Source organism: Reinekea sp., assembly GCF_982785585.1.
On record NZ_CEYAVF010000003.1, the window covers coordinates 132,975 to 155,226 of the forward strand.

Here is a 22,252-nt window from a genome sequence, read left to right on the forward strand (position 1 = left end):
TCCATCTGCATTGTTCAACCCAGCATCCGACCGAAGTGCAGCACCTAACCGCGCAAGTCTTGGCCAAACCGATGCATGCTGTGACGGTTGAAATGCGCCGCATGGGTGGCGGTTTTGGCGGCAAGGAAACCCAGGCCGCACAATGGGCCGTGTTGGCCGCCTTGGCGGCAACCCAGACCGGCCGGGCGGTTAAGATCCGGCTCGCGCGCAGCGATGATTTCCGCATTACCGGTAAGCGGCACCCCTTCTTTAATACTTATGAGGTTGGCTTCGATGCCGAGGGTCGGGTCAGTGCGGCCGATATAGTGGTCAATGGCCATTGTGGCCACTCACCGGATCTGTCCGATGCCATAGTCGACCGTGCCATGTTCCACGCCGATAACGCCTACTTCTACGATCAGGTGCGCATCGTCGGTAACCGCTGCCTATCGAATACCGCCAGCAATACCGCCTTTCGCGGTTTTGGCGGTCCCCAGGGCATGATCGTGGCCGAGGCCCTTATGGACGATATAGCCCGGGCCTTGGGTAAGGACCCGCTCGCGGTTCGGCGTGCCAACCTCTATCAACCGGGCCGCCAGACCACCCCCTACGGTCAGCAGGTCACGCAATTTGTCGTCGCCGAGATGATCGATCGCTTGGCCCACGATGCCCAGTACGATACGCGCCGCGCCGCCATCACTGCCTTTAACCGCAACTCACCGATCATCAAGCGGGGCCTGGCGCTGACCCCGGTGAAGTTCGGCATTTCCTTTACCGCGCAGCACCTCAATCAGGCCGGTGCGCTGGTGCATGTCTACAACGATGGTTCGATCCATTTAAATCATGGCGGAACCGAGATGGGTCAGGGGCTGAACACCAAGGTCGCGCAGATTGTCGCTCAGGTGTTTGGCGTCAGCCTGGACCGGGTCGCGATCAGCGCCACCCGGACCGACAAGGTGCCCAATACCTCGCCCACCGCCGCGTCCGCCGGCACCGATCTGAATGGCATGGCGGCATTGGATGCGGCCACTAAAATCAAAGATCGCTTGCTCGATTTCGTCGCCGAACGTTACCACGCCGCGCGTGACGACATCGAGTTTGGCGCCGACCGGGTGACCTACCCAGGTGGCGAACTGAGCTTTGCTGAGCTGGCCAATCTGGCCTATCTGCAGCGTATTTCGTTATCGGCCAATGGCTTTTATGCCACGCCGAAAATTCACTATGATCGCGAGCTCGGCACCGGCCGACCGTTCTTTTACTTTTCCCATGGCGTGGCGTTGAGCGAGGTCGAAATTGATATCCTCACCGGCGAAAGCAGTGTGACCCAGGTCGACCTGTTGCACGATGTCGGTCATTCGATCAATCCGGCGCTGGATATCGGCCAGATCGAAGGTGGCTTTATTCAGGGCATGGGTTGGCTGACCAACGAAGAGCTGCGCTGGAACGACCAAGGCGCGCTGCTCAGCGCCGGGCCGGCGACCTATAAGATACCGGCCATCGGCGATACGCCGACCCGCTTTAGCGTCCAGCTCTATGAGTCGGCCAATCCGGAAGTGACGGTATTTCGCTCCAAGGCCGTGGGCGAACCGCCCTTTATGCTCGCTAACAGCGTCTGGTGTGCCCTGCGCGATGCCTTGGCGAGCCTAACCGATTACCGCTATGCGCCACCGCTGGATCCACCGGCCACGCCGGAGAAAATTCTGCAGGCGGTGACCGTGGCACGGCACTGGCAAAAGCAAAATCAGCAGGAGCGCCGCGATGATTAATAGCTCAACAGCCGGTTTTCACGCCGCCTCATGGAGTGATGCGGTGGCCGACTTGACCCGGCGCGGCGAGGCCTTTGTGCTCGCCACCCTACTGGGGTCGGCCGGATCCACGCCGCGCGCCGCCGGCACTAAGATGGTGGTCAGTGCAACCGATATCTATGCCACGGTTGGTGGCGGCCATCTGGAACTGAAAATCATCGAGGCCGCCCGTGCGGCCCTGTTGACCGGGCAAAGCGAGCAGGCTTTGGTGCACTTCCCGCTCGGTGCCAGCCTGGGCCAATGTTGTGGCGGCTCGGTCAGTGTCTTACTGGAAACCCTGGTACCGGACGGGCTCAGGGTCGATCTATACGGTGCCGGTCATGTTGCCCAAGCCTTGGTGCCGCTCTTGGCGCAGTTGCCCGTGCGCGTGCGCTGGATCGACAGCCGCGCCGCGCTGTTTCCCGCGCCGATGCCGGCTAATGTCCAGGTCCTGGTCGATGAAGATCCGGTCGAGCAGGTGCGTCATGCGCCAGCCAACAGCGTGTCGCTGGTAATGACCCACAACCACGCCCTCGATTACCGTCTGTGCAGCGCCATACTCAAGCAGGGCACTGGCCTGATGCTCGGCGTGATCGGTTCCGCAACCAAGGCCGAACGCTTTAGATTGCGCTTGGCGCATCAGGGTTTTAGTGCCGAACAGATGGCCCGCTTACAGTGCCCGATCGGTCTGGCCCAGGTCAGTGGTAAGCTGCCGATGGAGGTCGCGGTGTCGGTTGCCGGGCAACTGATCGAACTCTATCAGAGCCGCCACAGCCCGTCGCCGATGCGCCAGGGAGTGCAGTGGCGCCAATTGAAAGATACCCTGATCCAATCGCCGGTCATCGTGTCCGCCGATGCAGAGGAGACAAGCCCGAGATGAGCCATCAACTGTTTTCCAGCCAACGGGTGATGATGCCCGAGGGCGAACGGCCGGCCTGTGTCGTGGTGCGCGCGGGCCGGATCGTCGATATCTTGCCCTATGATGGGCCGCGGCCGCCGGCCGACCAGCAGCACGACTTCGGCGATCGGGTGCTGATGCCCGGCCTGGTCGACAGCCACGTGCACATCAATGAACCGGGCCGCACCGACTGGGAGGGCTTCGATACCGCCACCCATGCCGCCGCGGCCGGTGGCATTACCAGCCTGGTCGATATGCCACTGAATTGTATACCGGTGACCATCAGCGCCGCGGCCTTTGCGGCCAAACAGGCGGTGTTGGCCGGTAAACTGTGGGTCGACGCCGGCTTCTGGGGCGGGGCCACGGCCGACAATCTGACTGAGTTGCCCGCCTTGCTCGCGGCCGGAGTGCTCGGGGTGAAATCCTTTACCATCGACTCCGGTATCGACGAGTTTCAGTCGGTCAATGAGGCGCAGTTGACCCTGGCCATGCGCCAACTGGCGCGGCGCGACTTGCCGCATCTGATCCATGCCGAGCTGGATCACAGTCCGGCCGAGCCGATGTCGATACCGACCAGCTATCAAGGCTTTCTGTCCAGTCGCCCGGCGCGCTGGGAGAACGACGCCGTCGCGCTGGTGATCCGCGTGATGCGTCAACTGGTCAGCGAGGGCCTGACCCCACGTGCTCATATAGTGCACCTGAGTTCGGCCCAAGCCTTGCCGATGATTCGCGCCGCGCGCGCCGAAGGTCTATTGCTCAGCTGCGAAACCTGCCCCCATTATCTGGTCTTGGCAGCCGAAACCATTCCCGATGGCCAGGCCTCGTACAAGTGTTGTCCGCCGATCCGCGAACAGTCGAATCAGGAAAGCCTGTGGCAGGGCCTGCTCGATGGCAGCATCGACTGCATCGTCTCCGATCACAGCCCCTGTACCCCAAACCTTAAGAATCTCGACAGCGGCGATATCGAAAACGCCTGGGGCGGCATTTCCGGTCTGCAATTTGGCCTGTCGCTGATCTGGACCGCGGCACGTCAGCGCGGTATGCCGCTCACCGACCTAGTCAGGTTGATGGCGCAGCGTCCGGCCGAGCTCTGTGGCCTAACCGACAAGGGCGCGATTGCGATTGGCCAACAGGCTGACTTCTGTGTCTTTGCGCCCGAGCAGCGCTTCACCGTGAGCGCCGAGATTATTCAGCATCGCCATAAGGTGTCGCCCTATCTGGGCCATCAGTTGACCGGCGTGGTGCGCAGTACCTGGCTGGCTGGCGAGCTGATTTATAGCAATGAAGACCGGCCCCACTTTCCCGGTCCCGCGCGCGGCCGTGCGCTGCTGGCCGAGCAGGAGTCGAACTAGATGAGCCTGGCTGAACTGAACAAACTGAGCCCAGCGGCGGCGCAACGCCAATTCGAAAGCTGCTGCGCGGCCGAGGCTTGGGCCACCGCTATGGTGCAGGGCCGTCCCTATAGCAGCGCAGAGCAACTGCTGACGCGGGCCGACCAACGCTGGCAAGGGGTTAACCGGGTCGATATTTTGCAGGCCTTTTCCGGCCACCCGCGCATCGGTGATATTCACACCCTGCACGAGAAATATGCCCATACCGCCGATCAGGCGGCCGGCGAACAGGCCGGCATGGACTCGGCCGAGGCGGATCTGCTGCAAGCTCTAGTTGATCTGAACGATGCCTACGTCGCCAAGTTTGGCTATATCTTCATTGTCTGTGCCAGCGGCAAGAGTGCGGCCCAGATGTTGGCCTTGCTGGAGCAGCGCTTGGTCAATGATGAGGCGTCGGAATGGCCCCTGGCGGCGGCCGAACAGCACAAGATTACCACCCTGCGCCTGCATAAGTTGCTGGCATGAGCGCTCGCTGTGATACCGTCGAGCCGACGATCTACCTGACTGACCTAACAAGAAGCCCGTTATGAGCAAGAGTTTAATCACCACCCATATACTCGACACCAGCCTAGGCCTGCCGGCGGCGAACGTTGCCGTGACGCTGTCGGTGCAGATCGATCAGCACTGGCAGGAACTGGACACCCAGCAGACCGATGCCGACGGACGTATTTTCAATTGGGCGCTCAACGATGCCCAGTTACCCTTCGGTCTTTATCGACTGCGCTTCGACACCGAGACCTACCTGGGTGAGTCGGCCTTTTTTCCTTGGGTCGATATCTGTTTTCAGCGCCGGGACGAGCGCCATCACCATATACCCTTGCTGCTCACGGCCTTTGGCTATTCAACCTATAGGGGCAGTTAAGCGATGCACAACCGAGTCATACTCTGTGGCGATCTACTCGACTTTACCGATGATCCGGCCGTTGTGGGCGAGCATGCGGTGCGTTATCAGGCCCAGGGCGCGTTGGTTATTATCGATGGCCTGATTGTTGCTCGGGGGCCTGAGGCCGAGATGCTCAGCCAGTACCCGAGCGGCTTTACCCTTCAGCGTCACACCGGGCAGCTCATTATCCCCGGTCTGATCGATTGCCATGTCCATTTCGCGCAAACCGAAATGATCGCCGCCTATGGCGAACAGCTGCTGACCTGGCTGACCGAACACGCCTTTCCCGCTGAAGAGAAGTTCGCCGACCCAGCCCATGCCAGCGCAATCGCGAAAATTTTCACCACCGAACTGCTTAACAACGGCACCACCACGGCAATGGTCTTTGGCACCGTGCACCCGCAGTCGGTCGAGGCTCTGTTTGAGGTGGCCGAGGCTAAGAATATGCGCCTGATCGCCGGCAAGGTGATGATGGATCGTAATTGCCCGCCGGCGCTGCAAGACACCGCCGAGTCGAGTTATCACCAATCCAAGGCCCTGATCGACAAGTGGCACGGCCGCGGCCGCCTGGCCTATGCGCTGACACCGCGCTTTGCACCGACCTCGACACCGGAACAATTGGCCGCCTGTCGCGACCTGATGGCCGAGTATCCCGATGTCTATATGCAGACCCATGTGTCGGAAAATTTGCAGGAATGTGAGTGGGTGAAAGAGTTGTTTCCGGAGTCGGCCGACTACGTCGGCGTGTATGAAGATGCTGGCCTGCTGCGCAAACGCAGTGTGCTGGCGCACGGTATTCATCTCAATGAACGCGAGCTCACGGCGATTCACGACCATGATACGGCCATCGCCCACTGCCCAACCTCGAACCTCTTTATTGGCTCCGGGCTGTTTAACCTGAAGGCGGTGCGCGAGCACAAGATCACCGTCGGCATGGGCACCGATGTCGGCGGCGGCAGCAGCTTCTCATTGCTGCAGACCTACAACGAAGCTTATAAGGTGCAGCAGCTCCTGGGCAATAAGCTGTCGGCCTTCGAAGGCCTGTATCTGAGCACGCTCGGGGGCGCCCGAGCGCTCGATCTGGAAGGCACCATCGGCCAACTCGAGGTTGGTGTTGAAGCCGACATAGTGGTGCTCGATTGGGCCGCCACGCCGTTTCTAGAATTTCGCCTCGCACAGAGCCACAGCCTGCACGATAAGCTGTTCGCCCTGATGATGCTCGGCGATGACCGTTCCATTGCCGCAACCTACCTCATGGGTGAGCGGGTCAGCAAAGACCCGGCCGGCACTTGGGTGCCGCCAGTCACTGACCCGATAGCCGGGCCCTCAACCTAAGCGAGTTAAACCGATGGCGAGTTATTTTCTCGAAGTGCTGCACCTGATTTTGCGTTACTTTCACGTTGTCGCCGGCATCGCCTGGATCGGTGCCTCGTTCTATTTTATTTGGCTCGACAATAATTTGCAGGAGCCGCCGCAGTGGAAGAAGCAGAAGGGTATTAAGGGGGATCTATGGGCCGTGCACGGCGGCGGTTTCTATGAGGTGGCCAAATATCAGCACGGGCCGGAACAGATGCCGAGCCGCCTGCACTGGTTTAAATGGGAAGCCTACACCACCTGGATCAGTGGCGCGTTGCTATTGACCTTGCTCTACTACGTCAGTGCCGACGCCTATCTGCTCGATGCCTCGAAATCCGCCATCGGTGCGGCCAGTGCCATCGGTCTGTCGATCGGCAGTATTCTAGTCGGATTCATCGTTTACGAAGGCCTGTGCCGCACCCGGCTGGTGGAGCAGGGCCTGTGGTTTACCGTCACGGTGACCCTGCTGTTGACGGCCTGGACCTGGGCACTGGACCAGTTTCTATCGGATCGGGCGACCTATATTCACATCGGCGCGCTGATCGGTACCTGCATGGCGGCCAATGTCTTCACCACCATTATTCCCGGCCAGCGTTTTATGGTCAGCGAAATTGCCGCCGGACGGGTGCCCGGCCCCGGTCCTGGGATTCGTGGCAAGCAACGCTCGATCCACAACAATTACGCGACCCTACCGGTGATCTTTATTATGCTCAGCAATCACTTTGCCTTCACCTACAGCCATCCCTTCGGCTGGCTGGTGCTGATGGCGCTGTTTGTCGATGGTATGTGGATTCGCCACTTTTTCAATTTACGGCATCGCGGTGAGGTCAAACCGCTGGTTTTGATCGGCGGCTTGGTGGCCTTCTTAGCGATCATGGTGGCCATTGCGCCCTGGTCGGAACTGAATCGGAGCGCCAGTTCGACCAGTTCGACCAGTTCGACCAGTCTGATGAGCGATGAGCAGGCGATGAAGCTAATCGACTTGCGGTGCACCGAATGCCACAGCAGTAATCCGCGGTCGAACATGTTTAGTACGGCGCCGGCCGGTTACCTGTTGGACACCTTGGCCCAGGTTCAGCTCAGTGCCGATAAGATCCGCACTCGGGCGGTGGTGAACAAGGATATGCCGCTCGGCAATCTGACCCAGATGACCCAGGCCGAGCGCGACCAATTGGGCCAATGGTTACTGGCTCTAGCGCGCTAATCGATCGACACAAAAAAGCCCGGTACACAGACCGGGCTTTTAGGGTTTGACGGCCGCGCCGGTTATTAGACCGGAGCTTTAGCGCGACACTTGTACTCACCGGTACGGGTATCGATTTCGATCCAGTCGCCGATATTGCAGAAATCCGGTACCTTGATTTCGGTGCCGTTGGACAGTTGCGCCGGTTTCATCACCTTGCCGGAAGTATCGCCGCGGGCAGATCCTTCGGTGTAGGTCAGTTGACGCACGATCGTGGTCTGCAGGTCGACCGAAATGACCTTGCCTTCGAAAAAGATCGCGACACAGAGGTCGGTCATACCATCGACAATAAAGGGTAGGACAGCTTCCAGGTCGTCGGCATCGAGTTCATACTGGTTATAATCAGCATCGACAAACACGTAGACCGAGTCACTGTTGTAAGAGTAGGAAACTTCGATCTTGTCGAGAATGACCGGTTCCAGCTTGTCATCCACCTTGAACACGGTCTCAGTCGAGGAGCCGGTCAGCAGATTCTTGAGTTTCATCTTAACAATGGCGCTGTTACGGCCGGATTTGGTGAAATCGGCTTTTTGAATCAGCCACGGCTGGCCGTCGATCAGTGCCACACTATTGGGCTTCATTTCTTGTGCGGTTTTCATAATTATGTCCGATTGGCATGGGAAGACTAATTTCCTGGAGCCGCATCATAACCAATTTAGGTAAAACTGTACTAGGGCTTGGGACATATTTTGTTGTTTTGCCAGCCTTTGGCACCATTTTTCGGCGTGATCGGTCAATTCTGGCCAAACCATCTGCACCGCCAACCAACTTTGGGTCATCGGCTCGCCGCAATTCCAGGCCTGCCATTGGGCTTGCACGGTCTGTTGGGCAGCGGGAGACAGAGCGGCACAGTAATGCTGTAAAAAGGCCTCTAACTTGATCAGATGGGCCTGCTCCTGTTGCGGATAGATATGCCAGAGCAGCGGCCGGCCGGCCCACTGGGCGCGGATAAAGGAGTCTTCGCCGCGCACCAGGTTGAGGTCGCAGCTCCACAGGAGCCGGTCATAATCGAGTTGACTGACAAAGGGAATCTTTTGCACCGTGAGTTGGCCACGCACAGCGCGCGCGCCAACGGGCCAATCGGCAATCCTCAGCCACTGCTGCAGCTCGGCATCGAGACGCCCAGCCGGCACCAGCAGCAGGGTTGCTTCGGTGTCGCTGGCCAAACAGTCGAGCCAGCTAGGCAAGGCGCTATTTTCATAGCCAAAGAGACTCATCAGCCGCTCTGTCGGCGCAATCTCCACGCCCAAACCCTGTAAAAACTGCACCCGAGCCGTCGGCGAACTTTGAAACGCGCGCCGGCGATCGAGCAGATCGGCCTCGCGTAATAGACCGCCGGTTTGGGCACTAAAGCCAGGAAAGAAGAAGAACTTGTGTAAGCCCTTGGCTTGCAGTGAGGGCAGGCCGTGGCAGCCCTCAACCCAGTCTTCGGCGCTGAGATATTCCAGGTTGAGCCATAGCGAGGGTCGCTCACGCTCGGCCATGGCGGCTATATAGGCGGCTGGCAAATCGCACGCGAAGGCCTCGATGACCACATCGGCGGCCTCGGCACCGGGCCACTGGGTTGGCCACTGTTTGACGGTAACGCCGCTCAGGCTTTGTTGATCGAGGTTGGCATCGGCCTCCGGGCAGAGCGGGCAGAGGGCATTCAGATCATCGACCCAAAGGCAGACGGCCATATCCTGCTCGGCGACCAATTGGCGCGCCAAGCGCCAAGTCACCCCGATATCGCCAAAGTTATCGACAACACGGCAAAAGATGTCCCAGCGAGTACGCATAAAAACCTGCTCTAATGAAATAAGGGGTGTGTGGCCGTCCCACGACCTGAGTCGGCGGTGTGGTTCAGGTCAGCATCTTACCGCCCAGGTGCGGCCGCGTCACGCGGGTGAGGCATCTGTGTTGTCCTGCGTTGTTGAGCCGCTATGCTACCCTTAGCAAATCAGGTACCTGTTGCAAGGAGAACAACCGATGAAAGCAATTATCTACCGTCAATACGGCGCTGCCGAGGTACTGCAGTTGGCCGACCGACCGACCCCGAGTCCGTTGGCGAATGAAGTGTTGATCCGAGTGCATGCCGCAGAGGCGACCAAATCCGACTGTGAGTTGCGCAGCTTCCACTTTCCGGTGCAATGGTTCTGGCTGCCATTGCGGCTTGCCCTGGGCATCCGCAAACCCAAGCGGCAGATCTTGGGCGGTTATTTTGCCGGGCAAATTACTCAGGTGGGTGCGGCGGTGCAAAATCTCGCACCCGGGGAGCGGGTGTTTGGCTCCAGCCAGCTGCGCTTTGGCGCCTATGGCGAATACCTGTGTCTGCCGAGTGATTACACCCTGGCCACCATTCCCGATGGCCTGTCCTATGCCGAGGCGGCCGCGGTGCCACTCGGTGGCTTGAATGCGCTGCATTTTATGGATCGGGCGGGCATTCAAGCGGGCGAGCATGTATTGATCAATGGTGCCGGTGGCAGCATCGGAACCTATGCCGTGCAAATCGCCAAACAACGGGGTGCGCAGGTCACCGCCGTCGACAGCGGCACCAAGGCCGCGCTACTGCGCGGGCTTGGCGCCGATCGGGTGATCGATTATCGTCAGACCGACTTTCGCCAGAGTCCGGCCAGCTATGACGTTATCTTGGATATGGTGGCGTCCAGTCCCTATGGCCGCACGATGCGCGCGCTGCGTCCGAAGGGCCGATATCTGATGGCTAACCCGACCCTATTGAAAATGCTGCAGTCCGTTGTGACCTCAATATTTTCAAGCCAGCGAGCCCTGTTCGCCTTTGCCGGTGAAACTCGCGCAGAATTACACTGCTTGCAGCAGATGCTCAGCACCGGCGAATTAAAGGCTGTGGTGGACCGAGTGTATCCGATGAGTGAGGCGGTCGATGCGCATCGGCGAGTGGAGTCCGAACAACGCCTAGGCAGTGTGGTGATACAGATCGGCACAGCCGAATCGTGAGAGTATGCGCTGTTATCTGGATGGCTTCTTTCGGGCCGAGGCATAGATGATTTGCGCCGGATCGATATCGGGCCGATTGCGAATAATATTGGGCAACGCTCGGCAATAGCTGAGTGGCACACCCAAATCCCGGAGCAATTGGCTGGCAGTCATTGGCTCGCTCTGTTGAGCAAGGTACCAGCGCACCCGATCTGCCACCGCATAGGGTATGGCCGGCATTCGTTCCGCGCTGACCGCAATCTTATCGTCCCATGAAATCAAACCCGGCTGGATGACTTGGCCAAAATAACCACGCTGGTGCAAAATCGCCTTGGTACTAACCACACCGGTGATCTTCTTGCACGGTTCACAGTGAAAGGTTAGGCGGACTTTGACCGCGCCGATGGTGATCACAGTGCCCGAAGGTAGGTCATGAATATTGGTGCTGCCCCGAATAACCACGTTGGCTCTGAGCGCGGTGGCCGAGAGCGCAAAGCCATCCAAGGTTGCTTGGGGCACAAATAGAATTTGTCGCCAAGGGTGGGTGTCTTGATGGGCGACTATGCCGCTGAGCGACAGCTCTAGCGTTTGGCTCGAAGTAGCAGTGCCATCAAGGGTGTAGTGAGCTAAGTTGCTGATATTCAATGGAGGTTCTCAGGCTGGCTATGCAATAGTAATGGTGGTGGTCACTAGGCCCACAACGAGCAGCGTCCGTTGCCGGACCGCTGCGCATCGCCGCTGCCTAGAGCACGTCGCGCCAGGAGTGTTGCGGTGCAAAGCCGACCAGTCGTTTGGCCTTGTTATTGGCATAGAACGTCTCATTGGGACCCATGTCGCGCTTTTGCGGCACGCCCCGATAGAAACGTTCGATAACAGCCTGATTGCTAATGCCGACCGACAGATCGTCGTTTGAGACATTAAAAACTTCATAGCCTAGGCCATCGGTTTTAAGACAACAGTCGACCATATGACCGAGGTCACGGGCGTCGATGTAGGCAAAGATATTGCGCCGGCGCAGCTCAGGCTGGTCTAAGAAGGCGGGGAAATTGGTCGCGTATTCGTGCGGCTCAATCACATTGTTAATGCGCAAGCCGTAAATATCAAAACCGCTCCGGGCTTGAAACGAGCGGGCGGTGATCTCGTTAACCACCTTCGACATGGCATAGCTGTCTTGCGGAATCGTCGGGTGATCTTCATCGATGGGAATGTAGTCGGGTTTTTTATCACCATCGGCAAAGCAGATGCCGTAGGTCGTTTCCGAGGAGGCAAAGATGACTTTGCGAATGCCCAACTTAACGGCCGCGTCGAGCACGTTATAGGTGCTTAGCGTATTGATGCGATAGGTTTCGTTGTCGGGCCGAATCAGAATGCATGGGATCGCGGCAAAGTGCACGACCGCATCATAGCTCGGCACGCCGGTGCCGGATTCAAGCTCATCAAAACCGGCATAGGCGTGCAGGGCGTTGAAGACTTGGCCCGCATCGGTGAGATCAACCCGCAGCGAATCAACGCCGGGCAGATCAAGCGGCATTAGGTCCGCATTGGTGACACGGTGGCCCTGCTCGAGTAAATGCGCGATCGCATGTTTGCCGGCCTTGCCACTGCCGCCGGTGAATAAGATTCGCATGGCTTGATTCCTGAGCGACTGAAAGAGGTGTCTAGAATAGACCTACAGCCGCATTTTGACCACGTTAATCCTGCCCATCTTTAGTCGAAACCTAGGGCGGTGTTGTCGAGAACCTAGGTGACCTGTCGGCCATAGAGGCGAGGAGGGCCTGCACGGTGTTTAAGGTTGATCTGGGTCGATGGCATTGGCGCAATAGTTGGGCTACCTTTTAGTCGCTATTGGATAAAAATACAAAATAGTCTTAGGCTATCGATGAAATATATTTAATAGTAAAAAAATATCAAATAGAGGAAGGGAGCTTGTACTATCAATGCGACATTCGGTCGGACTGGTAGAGGATGTTTTTTTAAACACGAAACAGGAGATTAACCGATGTCAGAATCCAAGTGTCCGGTGATGCACGGTGGTGCCACAGTAAGCCGTACGTCAAACGTTGAATGGTGGCCTAAGGCGCTCAACCTAGACATTCTGCACCAACATGATACTAAGACCAACCCGATGGGCGCCGCTTTTAACTATCGGCACGAGGTCACCAAACTCGATACAACCGCCTTAAAGCAAGACCTACACGCCTTGATGACCAGCAGCCAAGATTGGTGGCCGTCAGATTGGGGCCATTACGGTGGCCTGATGATTCGTATGTCCTGGCATGCGGCCGGGACCTACCGCAGCGCCGACGGTCGAGGCGGAGCCGGAACCGGCAACCAACGCTTTGCGCCGCTTAATTCGTGGCCGGATAACGTCAATCTGGATAAGGCGCGTCGTTTGCTCTGGCCAATTAAGAAAAAATACGGCAACAAGCTCAGCTGGGCCGATTTGATTGCCTATGCCGGTACCATGGCCTATGAGTCTATGGGTCTGAAGACCTTCGGCTTCGCCTTCGGCCGGGCGGATATTTGGCATCCAGAAAAGGACATCTATTGGGGTGCCGAAAAAGCATGGCTTGCCCCAACCGATAATCCCGATAGCCGCTACTCGGGCGACCGTAATCTCGTCAACCCACTCGCCGCGGTGATGATGGGTCTGATCTATGTCAATCCAGAAGGCGTGGACGGTAATCCGGATCCGCTCAAGACCGCTCATGATGTGCGCGAAACCTTTGCCCGCATGGCCATGAACGATGAAGAAACCGTGGCCTTAACGGCCGGCGGTCACACCGTTGGCAAGGCGCACGGTAACGGCAGTCCGGATCTATTGGGACCGGAACCGGAAGGCGCGAGTCTCGATGATCAGGGCCTGGGTTGGTTAAACAAGACCACTCGCGGCGTGGGTCGCGACACCCTGTCCAGCGGTATTGAAGGCGCTTGGACGACGCACCCAACCGAATGGGACAACGGCTATTTCCATCTGTTGCTCAACTACGAGTGGGAACTGAAAAAGAGCCCAGCCGGTGCTTGGCAGTGGCAAGCGATCAATATTAAAGAACAAGATATGCCGGTGGATGTCGAAGACCCGTCGATCCGCTGCAACCCGATCATGACCGATGCCGATATGGCCCTGAAGATGGACCCGGAATATCGTCAGATCTCGGAACGCTTCTACCAAGATCCAGGCCACTTCGCCGATGTCTTCGCACGCGCTTGGTTTAAGTTGACGCACCGCGATATGGGCCCCAAGGCCCGTTACATCGGTCCGGATGTGCCCAGTGAGGATCTTATTTGGCAAGATCCGGTGCCCGCCGGTCGAGTCGACTTCGATGTCCAGGCCGTGCAGGCCAAAATCGTGGCCAGCGGCCTGAGTATCGGCGAACTGGTGTCCACCGCCTGGGACAGCGCACGGACCTATCGCGGTTCGGACATGCGCGGCGGTGCCAACGGGGCTCGCATCCGGTTAGCGCCTCAGAAAGACTGGCCCGGCAACGAACCGGCACGCTTGACCAAGGTGCTCGCCGTGCTTGAACCGATAGCCAGCGAGTGCGGTGCCAGCGTGGCGGATGTTATCGTGCTCGCCGGTAACGTTGGTGTTGAGCAGGCTGCCAAGGCCGCCGGCTTCCCAACCCAGGTGCCGTTTTCACCCGGGCGCGGCGACGCTACCCAGGCGCTGACCGATGTCGACTCCTTTGAGGTCTTGCAACCCATCTTTGATGGTTACCGTAACTGGCTTGAACAGGACTACGCCGTGAGCGCGGAAGAGTTACTGCTCGAACGCACCCAACTGATGGGCCTAACGGCGCACGAGATGACCGTGCTGGTGGGCGGTATGCGCGTTCTGGGTACCAATCATGGCGGCAGCAAACACGGTGTGTTGACGGATCGTGAAGGCGCGTTGAGCAACGATTTTTTCGTGAACCTAACGGATATGAATTATCGCTGGGCGCCAACCGGAGATAATCTCTATGAAATCCGCGAGCGGGCAACGGACACCGTCAAGTGGACGGCGACCCGGGTCGATCTGGTGTTCGGGTCCAACTCGATACTGCGTGCTTATGCTGAGGTCTATGCCCAGGATGATAATCAAGAAAAGTTCGTTAAGGACTTTGTTGCCGCCTGGACCAAGGTGATGAACGCGGATCGCTTCGATCTAGCGTAAGTCCAGCCCACCCCGTGCCGGCAACATTTGCGGCGCGGGGGATCGATCTGGGTGCTTACCCACCTAGATCGATCCCCTAATTATTGCTTATCCCTTTTCTCCGGTCGGGCCCATTTCAGGCCAAATCTGCTACCGGGCACCCTGTGCAGCCTAGGTCGCATTGCTGACCAGCATTCGAGCGAATTATTGCGTGCAGCTCATCGCCTGCCTATAGTAGCCGCTCTTACCCCATTGGAACCTCCTATGCGCGTGCTGCACACCTCCGACTGGCATCTCGGCCGACAATTCCACAATGTCAGCCTGCTCGAGGATCAGCGCCATGTCTTGCACCAGCTGATTGAGCGCGTGCGCACCGAGGCCTGTGATGTGGTGTTGATCGCCGGCGATGTCTATGACCGGTCGGTGCCGCCGGCCGAAGCGGTCGCGCTGTTGAATGAGACGCTGTCGACTCTGTGCTTGGAGATGGGGGTTGCGGTGGTGATGATCAGTGGCAACCACGATGGGGCCGAGCGCTTGGGCTTTGGCGCCGATCTACTGCAGTCTGCCGGCCTGCATATTATCAGCGATCTGGACCATATCACTCGGCCGGTGGTGATTGAACGGGCCGGTCAGAGCGTGCACTTTTACGGTATTCCGTTCTGTACACCGGAGCGGGTCCGGCACCAGTTTCAGGTGCCGGTGCACAGCTTCGATGCGGCCCATAGCTATCTGGTGGATGAAATTCGCAAGCACCTTGCGCAAGACGCGCCGGGCACGATAAATGTATTGCTCAGTCATTGCTTTGTCGGCGGTGCGCTGGTCAGTGAGTCGGAGCGGCCGCTGTCGATCGGCGGCGCCGATACGGTGAGTTGGCAGCCGATGACCGATTTCGACTATGTCGCGCTTGGCCATTTGCACGCACCGCAGTTTCGCGGTCAGGAGCAGATCCGCTATTGCGGTTCGCTGCTCAAATACAGCTTCTCCGAAGTGAGCCAGGACAAGGGCGTGGTTATTATCGATCTGCTTCCGGGCCAACCCGCCCAGATCCGCACCGAAGCCTTGGTCGCGCAACGCGGCATGCGCATTATCGAAGGGACGTTTGACACCATAGTGGCCGCTGCCTTTGACGACCCGCAGTCCGACGACTACCTGCTGATTCGCCTGACCGACAAGACCGCAATTCTCGATGCCATGGGCAAGTTACGCGGCCTCTACCCGAACCTACTGCATCTGGAAAAGCCCGGCGTGATGGTCGACAACCCGCTCGGGTCGCTGTCAAAAGAACAGCTCAAGCGCAGTGAATTCGAGCTCTTTGCCGACTTCTTTCAACAAACGCTGGGCGAGGCCATGCTACCGGCCCAAAGCGAGGCCTTGGCGCGGGTGATTGGCGCTCTGCATCAGAGCGAATCCCGGACGAGTGCGCCGGTTGAACCAGGCGGCGCAAGCGCGAGCCCAGGAGAGCCATCATGAAACCTATTCAGCTGTCGATCCAGGCCTTTGGTCCCTTTGCCGGGACCGAGCGGATCAACTTCCAGGCACTCGGTGTCAATCCGCTGTTTCTGATTAACGGCCCAACCGGCGCCGGCAAGAGCACCGTGCTCGATGCCATCTGTTTTGCCCTCTATGGCCAGAGTACTGGCAATGAACGCGAAGCCGTCTTTATGCGCTGCGATCTGTCCGCTCCCGACTTGGACACCGAGGTGGTGTTCGACTTCAGTCTGGCCGACCAGGTCTATCGCATTTACCGCCGGCCACAGCAGGAAGTGGCCAAGAAGGTCGGCGCGGGCACCACGCTGCGCGCGCCCAGTGGCTCGGTCTATCGTATCGCCGCGGCCGATTTTGTCGCGCCGTTCGATGAAAGCCAAGCCAGCCTCCTGGCGCTCAAGGGCATCAAGGAGATCAATGAATGGGTCAAAACCACTACCGGTCTGAGTGCCGAGCAGTTTCGCCAGGTGATGGTGTTGCCCCAGGGGCAATTTCGCAAGTTGCTCTTGGCCGACTCAGACGAGCGCGAGCAGATCTTCAGTCAGCTGTTTCAGACGCAAATTTTCAAACAGATTGAAGACCGGCTCAAAAGCGAGTCGGCCCAGTTGCGCAGCGAACGCAAAAGCCTGCGCGATCACGCCGAGGGGCTCTTGGCCTCGGTGCATCTGAGCGATGGCGAGAGCCTGGTCTTGCAGCTGGCCGAACTCGAACCGCGTTTCCTCGCCGAACAGGCGGCGTTTCAGCAGGCCGAGGTCGTGGCGGCCGCAGCCGCACAGGCCGTGGCGCAGGCCAATAGCCTGACCGATAAGTTCGCCCAATTCGAGCATTTGCAGCTTGAGCAGGCCGAGCTGATGGCCCAGGCGCCTGCCATGCAACAGCAGGCCATTCGGTTGCAGCAAGCCGAGGCGGCACGCGCCATTGCGCCCTATCAGCGGACACTGATTGACCAACAGGATCGATTGCTGCAGGAACAAGCAGCACAGCAACAGCTCGGCGCTCAAATCGAACAGCTTCGGACAGACCAAACGCTGGCGCAGAGTCGATTCAGCGCGGCCGCGCAAGACTGGCAACAACTCGACGCCCATAAGGCCGAACTGTCGGCCTGGCAGGCGAAACAGCAAGGCCTGCAAGCCTTGACAGAACAGCTGGCCCAGATGCAGCGCGCTCAAGCCAACAGCGCCCAGGCCGTTCAGGCAGTAGGTCAGATAACCGATCGGCAACGGCTCCTGCAGGAACAGCGCGCGCAACTGGATGCATTGCAGCACGAGCAGGGCCGTCAACTGCAGCAGCTGCCGCAGCTCAAGGTCGACCTGGAGCACTGCAAACGCCAGGGGCTATTGAAGAAGCAGTGGCACGATCTGCAAACCAGCCTGAGCGAGGGCCAGGAGCAACTCAGCCAAGACCAACTGCTGCTCGGCCAAGCCGAGCGCGCGGCAGAGCAGGCCGAACTCAGCGCCAAACAGACCGAGCTGGCCTGGCATCAGGGTCAGGCCGCGGAATTGGCGCGTCAGCTCAATGATGATCAAGCCTGTCTGGTCTGTGGCAGCCTGACGCATCCCAACCCGGCACACCTGGCCGCCGGGGCGGTGCTCACCACCAAGACCGAGCTGGATCGAGTGCGCGCCCTAGCCGGCCAAGCCCAGCAGGGCGTCGCGGCGGTGCAGGTTCGGGTAAAACAGCAGGCCTTTGCCCTGACGCAACAGCAGCAGCGGGCCGACGAACTGTGGGCCGAGATCGGCGCGCAGGCCGAGCAATCGATCGATTGGTTTCGGGCGCAATGGCACAGCCTCAACCAACAGATCCAACAGTTGCTGGTGGTGCAGCACAAGCAGCAGAGTGAACTGGCGCAGATCGAAGCGGGCGACAACGAGCGGCTCGAACTCGATGCCGCCCTGAGTCGGGCTACCCTAAACCGTGATCAATGTGTGCAGGTCGAGGCTGAATACCGTGCGGCGGTGCAGCAACTGGAACAGCAAATCCCCGAGGCGGACCGAGAGCCGGGTCGAGTAGCCGACCAACTGAATCGGCTGGCGCAGTTGATTGCACAGATCGACAGTCGCTATCTAAGCAGTCAACAAGCGTTGCAGGGCGTGCAGCAACAGTTGGTCAGTCAGCAGTCTCTGCAGGCCGATCGACTGAGCCGTATCGCAACCTTAACCACCGACATCGAGCAACGCCAACTGACCTGGGCTGCACAGCTGAGCCAGGCCGGCTTCGCCAGCGTGGCCTTGTTTCAGGCCGCTCTGCTCGAGGCCGGCCCGCTTTCGGCATTGGTGGCCGAGCTCAAGGCCTATCATCAGCGCGTCGCCGAACTGACCGGCCGCATGGCCCAAAGCGAAGGAGAACTGGCGCAGCACAGCCGACCCGATCTGCCGGCCTTAGCGCAGGCACTCGAGGCCGCCGATGCGCAGAAGAAGCTGGCTCGCCAAGGTTTGAGCGCGACCACCAGCGAGCGCGACTCACTGCTGCGGGTCAGTAAGTTGTTGCAGAAAAACCAAGGGGACTTGGCGCAAGTTGAGGCCGATTACCGCATTTACGGCACCCTGTCGGATGTCGCCAGTGGTCAAAGCGGCAATCGTATTAGCCTGCAACGCTTTGTGCTTGGGGTCTTGCTGGACGATGTTCTGCGCGAGGCCAGCCAGCGCTTGCAGCTGATGAGCAAGGGCCGCTATATTCTCAAACGCAAACTGGAGCGCAGCAAGGGCAATAAGACCTCGGGTCTGGAACTGGAGATTGAAGACGCTTACTCCAGCGCCACTCGGCCGGCCAATACCCTGTCCGGGGGTGAGTCCTTTATGGCGGCACTGGCCTTAGCGCTGGGCTTATCCGACGTGGTGCAGAGCTATTCCGGTGGCATTCGCCTGGAGACGTTGTTTATCGACGAGGGCTTTGGCTCGCTGGATATGGAATCGCTCGAACTGGCCGTGCAAACCCTGATTGACCTGCGTAAAACCGGGCGCACCATCGGGGTGATTTCACACGTCAGCGAGATGCGCGAACAGATGCAACTGCGCATCGATATAGAGCCGTCGCCACTGGGCAGCCGGATTGCTGTAGTGGGGGTTTTATGATCGATGGGTGTCTTTTGCATGCCAGTGGGAGTCTTTTGAATGGTCGCTAAACGCGGCCGGCTCGATCGGTTTATCAGCAAGGCCTGTCAAATCAGTCTGCGCCAAGTCAAGCCATTGCTGGCCCAACGGCAGATTTGTGTCGACGGTCAGTGGGTATCCGATGCCGCGCTGCAGATCGATAGTTTCTCTACTATCAGCTGCCAGGGGCAGCTGTTGCAAGAGCGGCAGCGAGTCTACCGGATGCTGCACAAGCCGGTCGGCGTGGTCAGTGCCACCGAGGACCCGATTCACCGCACGGTTCTGGATTTGATCGACGGCCCAGCCATCCCCGGCCTGCACCTGGCCGGCCGCCTCGACCTGAACTCCACCGGTTTGATGTTGCTGACCAACGACGGTCGCTGGTCGAAGCGGCTCAGCGCGCCGGAGACCAAGGTCGCCAAGCACTATCGGGTCGGGGTGACTCATCCGATCACGCCGGACTATATTCAGGCCTTTGCCGCCGGCATGTACTTTGAATTCGAAGACAGCACCACGGCCCCGGTGATCCTGACCATCGTCGCCGATCGCGTCGCCGATCTGGTGTTGACCGAGGGCAAGTACCACCAAATTAAACGGATGTTTGGCCGCATGGGCAATCCGGTGCTGAGCCTGCATCGGTTCCGCATCGGGGGGCTCTATCTGAACGGCGGCCCGGACGCTGACCGGACCAGTCCGCTGGCAACGGATCTCGCCGAAGGCCAATGGCGCGACTTGACAGCGTCCGAGTTGGGCCTGTTTGTGGATTGAATTTGGCGCCCCAGGGAGTAGGCTCGGGGCGCATTAATCAACAGTTAGGATGGCCATAATGAGAATTGAACTCGCCAATAATGTTGCCCTGGAACCGCTCAGCGCGGCGCATAGCCAACGGCTCTATGATTTGACCGAGGCCAATCGCGCGCATCTGCGCCAATGGTTGCCATGGTTGGATCATATTCAATCCCTGCAAGATACCGCCGCCTTCGTGCAATCGGTGGGCCAACAAAGCACCCGCGACGGTGTGCCGAACGTTGCCTTGTTTCATCACAATAAACTGTGCGGAGTCGCCGGTTTTCATGCGGTGAAAAAAATGCATGGCTCGGCCTCGATCGGCTATTGGCTGGCGCAAGGCAGCAGCGGGCAGGGCGTGGTCAGCACCGCGGTGCGGGAACTATTGCGCATCGGCTTTAGCGAGTTAAAGTTCAATAAGATTGAAATTCACTGTGCGGTACACAATCACAAAAGCCGGGCGATTCCGGAGCGTCTGGGCTTTCAATACGAGGGCAGTCTGCGCCAGTGCGAGTGGCTCTACACGCACTTTGTCGATCACGCCATCTATTCGCTACTGGCATCGGAATACTCGGCCTAGAGATTCTCGGTCGAGCCTTATCGACCGCCGTGGTTGGTCTTGTTATTGGTGTCGCGACTGGTTTGGATTAGGCGATCGCCACCCGGGACTAAATTTAGTTTAGCGGCCCGATCATAAAGCACAATATTCACCGTCGCGGCTAAATTCAGGCAGCCGATGGTGGGGATGTAAACGACTGCATCGGCCTGGTCGATTACGGCTTGGCTGAGCGAGCCATCTTCCGGTCCAAAGATATAGAGTGCCCGCTCCGGGTGCACAAAATCCCCCAAGGCCGTGGCGCCCTCAATCAGATCGACACAGACTCGGGTCAGCGGCGCGCTGGGTGCGGAAAAAAAATCCTCGACATGGGTCAATGGGATCCTATTGTGCACGCCCTTGGTGTCGGTCTGGAACTTCTTGGCCATATCGTAGCGGGTGCCACTGTAGAGCACCTCGTCGACACCGAAACAGCCTGCTGCGCGCAACACCGAGCCGACATTGGTAGGGCTTTTGGGGTTGGTTAGGGCAACCAGGGTTAGGCTTTGGGTCATGCGGTAAACCTTTGCTCGCGATCGGTTGGGCAGTATAGCTAAAGCAGGCGATGGGAACAGGGTCGCGGGCCAAGATTTGACTAAAAAGAATATTCTGACTAAATTTTGATCTGCCTCTTCGGACTGCTCGTAAAATTAACTTCGGCACGGAAGTGAGCAGATAGCGTCGCGCTCACCGGTTGTTTCCCTGCCTAAACTCGATTAAACCCTGTTCCCTGAAACGGAGTGAGAAACATGACCTTAACACGATCCCTGCAACCTATCCCGGTAACCACCAATGACAACTCAGTGGCACGGCCCATCCCGCAAGAAGCCTTTAACTGGTACGACGAATACGCCCACGGTCTGATCGATCGGCGCACCTTTATGGCACGGCTGGCGGGCCTTACGGCACTGGGTTTCAGTATGAGCGTGCTGACCGCGGCACTGATGCCGAACTACGCCGCGGCCGAACAGGTTTCGTTTAATGACGCCAGTATCAAGGCAACCTACACCAAGTTCGCCTCACCGAAGGGCTATGGCGAGTGCCAGGGCTATTTGGTTACGCCGAAAGAGCTGAACGGCACCGCGCCAGTGGTCTTGGTGATACATGAAAACCGTGGCCTGAATCCTTACATAAAGGATGTCGCCCGCCGCTTGGCCATGCTCGGTTTTATCGCCTTTGCACCGGATGCCCTTTATCCACTGGGCGGCTATCCCGGCAATGATGATGAGGGTAGAGCGATGCAAGGCTCACTCGATAAAGCCAAGTTGGAAGAAGACTTTATTGCCGCGGCCCTGTTCCTCAAAAATCATGAGCTCAGTAATGGCAAACTCGGCGCGGTGGGCTTCTGCTACGGCGGCTATGTGGTCAATATGTTGGCCGCAGCGCTGCCCGATGATTTGAACGCCGGTGCGCCCTTCTATGGCACACCGCCGGCCGAGGCGCTGCGCAGTCGCGTAAAGGCCCCGTTGAGTCTGCATTTTGCCGCCTTGGACAATCGAGTCAATGGCTCTTGGCCTGCTTATGAAGAGGCTCTGAAAGCCAATGGCGTCGACTACAACGCCTATATATACGACGGCGTGAACCATGGTTTTCATAACGACTCGACCGGCCGCTATGCCGAAGCCGAGGCGGAATTGGCCTGGCAACGCACGGTTGATTTTTTTAAAGCTCAGCTCAGCTGAGTAGGGTTCCCC

Annotated in this window: 19 protein-coding genes; 14 read left to right on the forward strand and 5 right to left on the reverse strand. The window is 58.6% G+C overall.

Annotation, left to right across the window (positions count from 1 at the left end; genetic code table 11):
• The 7 genes from xdhB to AC4FIC_RS02505 all read left to right on the forward strand — a co-directional run.
• Positions 1-1,745 (forward strand): xanthine dehydrogenase molybdopterin binding subunit (xdhB, locus tag AC4FIC_RS02475; protein WP_476194335.1); only part of this gene is annotated, 1,745 nt, incomplete at its 5' end.
• Complete coding sequence (gene xdhC / locus AC4FIC_RS02480) at positions 1,738-2,643, forward strand: xanthine dehydrogenase accessory protein XdhC (RefSeq protein ID WP_273286263.1); 906 nt, start codon at positions 1,738-1,740, stop codon at positions 2,641-2,643. The genes xdhB and xdhC, both read left to right, overlap by 8 nt.
• Positions 2,640-4,013: an allantoinase AllB gene (gene allB, locus AC4FIC_RS02485; RefSeq protein WP_100258133.1), complete on the forward strand. Its 1,374-nt coding sequence runs from the start codon at positions 2,640-2,642 to the stop codon at positions 4,011-4,013. Before xdhC ends, allB begins: the two co-directional genes overlap by 4 nt.
• On the forward strand, positions 4,014-4,517 hold the full coding sequence (uraD, locus tag AC4FIC_RS02490) for a 2-oxo-4-hydroxy-4-carboxy-5-ureidoimidazoline decarboxylase (protein ID WP_100258132.1): 504 nt from the start codon (positions 4,014-4,016) through the stop codon (positions 4,515-4,517).
• A gap of 61 nt (positions 4,518-4,578) precedes the next feature.
• The gene (gene uraH / locus AC4FIC_RS02495; protein WP_273286266.1) at positions 4,579-4,914 is read left to right on the forward strand and encodes a hydroxyisourate hydrolase; all 336 of its coding nucleotides are present in this window, start codon (positions 4,579-4,581) and stop codon (positions 4,912-4,914) included.
• A gap of 3 nt (positions 4,915-4,917) precedes the next feature.
• Positions 4,918-6,270: a guanine deaminase gene (gene guaD / locus AC4FIC_RS02500; protein ID WP_476195065.1), complete on the forward strand. Its 1,353-nt coding sequence runs from the start codon at positions 4,918-4,920 to the stop codon at positions 6,268-6,270.
• Positions 6,271-6,283: 13 nt separating this feature from the next.
• The gene (locus AC4FIC_RS02505; RefSeq protein WP_273286270.1) at positions 6,284-7,495 is read left to right on the forward strand and encodes a urate hydroxylase PuuD; all 1,212 of its coding nucleotides are present in this window, start codon (positions 6,284-6,286) and stop codon (positions 7,493-7,495) included.
• 65 nt (positions 7,496-7,560) lie between these two features.
• Here AC4FIC_RS02505 and AC4FIC_RS02510 read toward each other — a convergent pair whose 3' ends face one another.
• Together AC4FIC_RS02510 and earP are read right to left on the reverse strand one after the other, a co-directional pair.
• Positions 7,561-8,133, reverse strand: coding sequence for an elongation factor P (locus tag AC4FIC_RS02510; protein WP_100258128.1), 573 nt, complete (start codon positions 8,131-8,133; stop codon positions 7,561-7,563).
• 45 nt (positions 8,134-8,178) lie between these two features.
• A complete protein-coding gene (earP, locus tag AC4FIC_RS02515; RefSeq protein WP_100258127.1) occupies positions 8,179-9,312 on the reverse strand; it encodes an elongation factor P maturation arginine rhamnosyltransferase EarP in 1,134 nt (377 codons plus the stop codon).
• Positions 9,313-9,502: 190 nt separating this feature from the next.
• Between earP and AC4FIC_RS02520 the strand changes: the two genes are divergently transcribed.
• A complete protein-coding gene (locus AC4FIC_RS02520) occupies positions 9,503-10,489 on the forward strand; it encodes an NAD(P)-dependent alcohol dehydrogenase (RefSeq protein ID WP_273286272.1) in 987 nt (328 codons plus the stop codon).
• Positions 10,490-10,501: 12 nt separating this feature from the next.
• Here the strand turns inward: AC4FIC_RS02520 and AC4FIC_RS02525 are convergent, their stop codons facing one another.
• Entirely contained in the window at positions 10,502-11,113 is a 612-nt protein-coding gene (locus AC4FIC_RS02525) for an MOSC domain-containing protein (RefSeq protein WP_100258125.1), read from the reverse strand.
• 97 nt (positions 11,114-11,210) lie between these two features.
• The gene (locus tag AC4FIC_RS02530) at positions 11,211-12,095 is read right to left on the reverse strand and encodes an NAD-dependent epimerase/dehydratase family protein (RefSeq protein WP_100258124.1); all 885 of its coding nucleotides are present in this window, start codon (positions 12,093-12,095) and stop codon (positions 11,211-11,213) included.
• Between the two features lie 372 nt (positions 12,096-12,467).
• On the opposite strand from AC4FIC_RS02530, the gene katG reads away from it, so the two are divergent.
• The 5 genes from katG to AC4FIC_RS02555 all read left to right on the forward strand — a co-directional run bounded on the left by katG (position 12,468) and on the right by AC4FIC_RS02555 (position 20,543).
• Positions 12,468-14,624 (forward strand): catalase/peroxidase HPI, encoded by a 2,157-nt coding sequence (katG, locus tag AC4FIC_RS02535; RefSeq protein WP_273286276.1) that lies wholly within the window; start codon positions 12,468-12,470, stop codon positions 14,622-14,624.
• A 243-nt stretch (positions 14,625-14,867) separates the two neighbouring features.
• The gene (locus AC4FIC_RS02540) at positions 14,868-16,073 is read left to right on the forward strand and encodes an exonuclease SbcCD subunit D (protein WP_100258122.1); all 1,206 of its coding nucleotides are present in this window, start codon (positions 14,868-14,870) and stop codon (positions 16,071-16,073) included.
• Positions 16,070-19,159 (forward strand): AAA family ATPase, encoded by a 3,090-nt coding sequence (locus AC4FIC_RS02545; protein ID WP_476195144.1) that lies wholly within the window; start codon positions 16,070-16,072, stop codon positions 19,157-19,159. Before AC4FIC_RS02540 ends, AC4FIC_RS02545 begins: the two co-directional genes overlap by 4 nt.
• Before the next feature lie 39 nt (positions 19,160-19,198).
• On the forward strand, positions 19,199-19,945 hold the full coding sequence (locus AC4FIC_RS02550) for a pseudouridine synthase (RefSeq protein ID WP_476194327.1): 747 nt from the start codon (positions 19,199-19,201) through the stop codon (positions 19,943-19,945).
• A gap of 58 nt (positions 19,946-20,003) precedes the next feature.
• The gene (locus tag AC4FIC_RS02555; protein ID WP_476195142.1) at positions 20,004-20,543 is read left to right on the forward strand and encodes a GNAT family N-acetyltransferase; all 540 of its coding nucleotides are present in this window, start codon (positions 20,004-20,006) and stop codon (positions 20,541-20,543) included.
• Between the two features lie 17 nt (positions 20,544-20,560).
• Here the strand turns inward: AC4FIC_RS02555 and AC4FIC_RS02560 are convergent, their stop codons facing one another.
• Positions 20,561-21,073: an RNA methyltransferase gene (locus tag AC4FIC_RS02560; protein ID WP_100258118.1), complete on the reverse strand. Its 513-nt coding sequence runs from the start codon at positions 21,071-21,073 to the stop codon at positions 20,561-20,563.
• 234 nt (positions 21,074-21,307) lie between these two features.
• On the opposite strand from AC4FIC_RS02560, the gene AC4FIC_RS02565 reads away from it, so the two are divergent.
• Positions 21,308-22,240 (forward strand): dienelactone hydrolase family protein, encoded by a 933-nt coding sequence (locus tag AC4FIC_RS02565; protein ID WP_100258117.1) that lies wholly within the window; start codon positions 21,308-21,310, stop codon positions 22,238-22,240.
• Positions 22,241-22,252 lie beyond the last annotated feature (12 nt).